The following is a 1,090-nucleotide window of genomic DNA, read 5'->3' as shown; positions in this document are numbered from 1 at the left end:
TTGCTGACCTTTCTCTTTTCCTTCTCCGGCCTTGCCATCTTTTCCTCTCCTCCCCGCTGTCCCTGCGTGAGGCGGGAGGCCCTCTTTTGTCACCGCACACCCGGTATAAAATAGTGTATCAAAAAAAATCGTCATCCCGTCCGGTTCCAGCTCAACTTGAACTGCCACGCAGAGAACAGGGGAGATGGAGCCCGATACGCGGGATGGCGCGTTCACCCTTCCCGCGAGATGATGCGCCTGAAGGCGGTGGGGGCGGTTACGGAGGTGACCAGCGCCAGGAAGACGATGGAGTCGCCGAGCGCCTGTTCTATGAAGCCCTCCCTGAGCCCGATCGCCGCCGCCGCTATGATCAGGGTGAGCCGTGCCGACAGAAGGATTCCCGACGCGGCCGCGTAGCGCGGGGGAACCTTTTTCAGGATAAGGAGCAGGGAGGGGATGATCTTGACGGCGAATGCCNNAAGAAGGGGATGAGGAACCCGTAGGCGATGGAGGCGAGCTTTTCCTCGAGGTGCTCTTTCTCCCGGAAGATGAAGGAGAGCAGAACCCCGCCCATGAAGGCGCCCAGGACCGGTTCCAAGCCGGCGAGCTCCGAGAGGGCGACGAAGATGAACAGGAGGGCCATGGAGAAGCGGACGCCCAGCTCGGCCGGGCCCGATTTTCCCACCAGCACCTTCGCTTTCTCCGGGTTCCACCAGAACCAGAGCCGTGCGGCGAGAAGGAGGACCCCGAAGAGGGCGAAGACGGGGATGGGCGCGATGAACTGCCAGGTGAGCCCGTGCTTTACGTGGAGGATGTAGAAGGTGATGCCGAAAAAGGTGAAAAAGTCGGCCAGCACGGCACAGATGAGTATGGTCTGCCCGAGCATCGTGTCCGTTATCCGGGCGTCGATGAGGGCCGGAAGGACCAGGCCGATCGACGTTGTCGAGAGGATGAGGGCGAGGTAGAAACCCTGTCCCAGCAGCCGGGAGAAGGCATAGGAGAGAAGGAGCGTGCCGGCGAAGATCAGCCCGAGGAGGGCAAACGTCCGGGGTTTCTGCTTCTCCAGCATGTGGAAGTCGATCTCCGCGCCGGCCAGGAACATGAGCATGAG

2 protein-coding genes are annotated in these 1,090 nt (G+C 61.4%); one reads left to right on the top strand and one right to left on the bottom strand.

Annotated elements, in window-relative coordinates; translation table 11 throughout:
• Positions 1 to 156 precede the first annotated feature (156 nt).
• Entirely contained in the window at positions 157 to 396 is a 240-nt protein-coding gene (locus tag GTN70_06670; protein NIO16669.1) for a hypothetical protein, read from the top strand.
• 16 nt (positions 397 to 412) lie between these two features.
• On the opposite strand, the gene GTN70_06665 is transcribed toward GTN70_06670, so the two are convergent.
• A partial coding sequence (locus GTN70_06665) for a cation:proton antiporter (protein NIO16668.1) occupies positions 413 to 1,090 on the bottom strand: 678 nt, incomplete at its 5' end.

It is taken from the genome of Deltaproteobacteria bacterium, from assembly GCA_011773515.1.
Taxonomy (GTDB): Bacteria; Desulfobacterota; Deferrimicrobia; order J040; family J040; genus WVXK01.
This window is presented reverse-complemented; position numbering and strand designations above follow the sequence as displayed.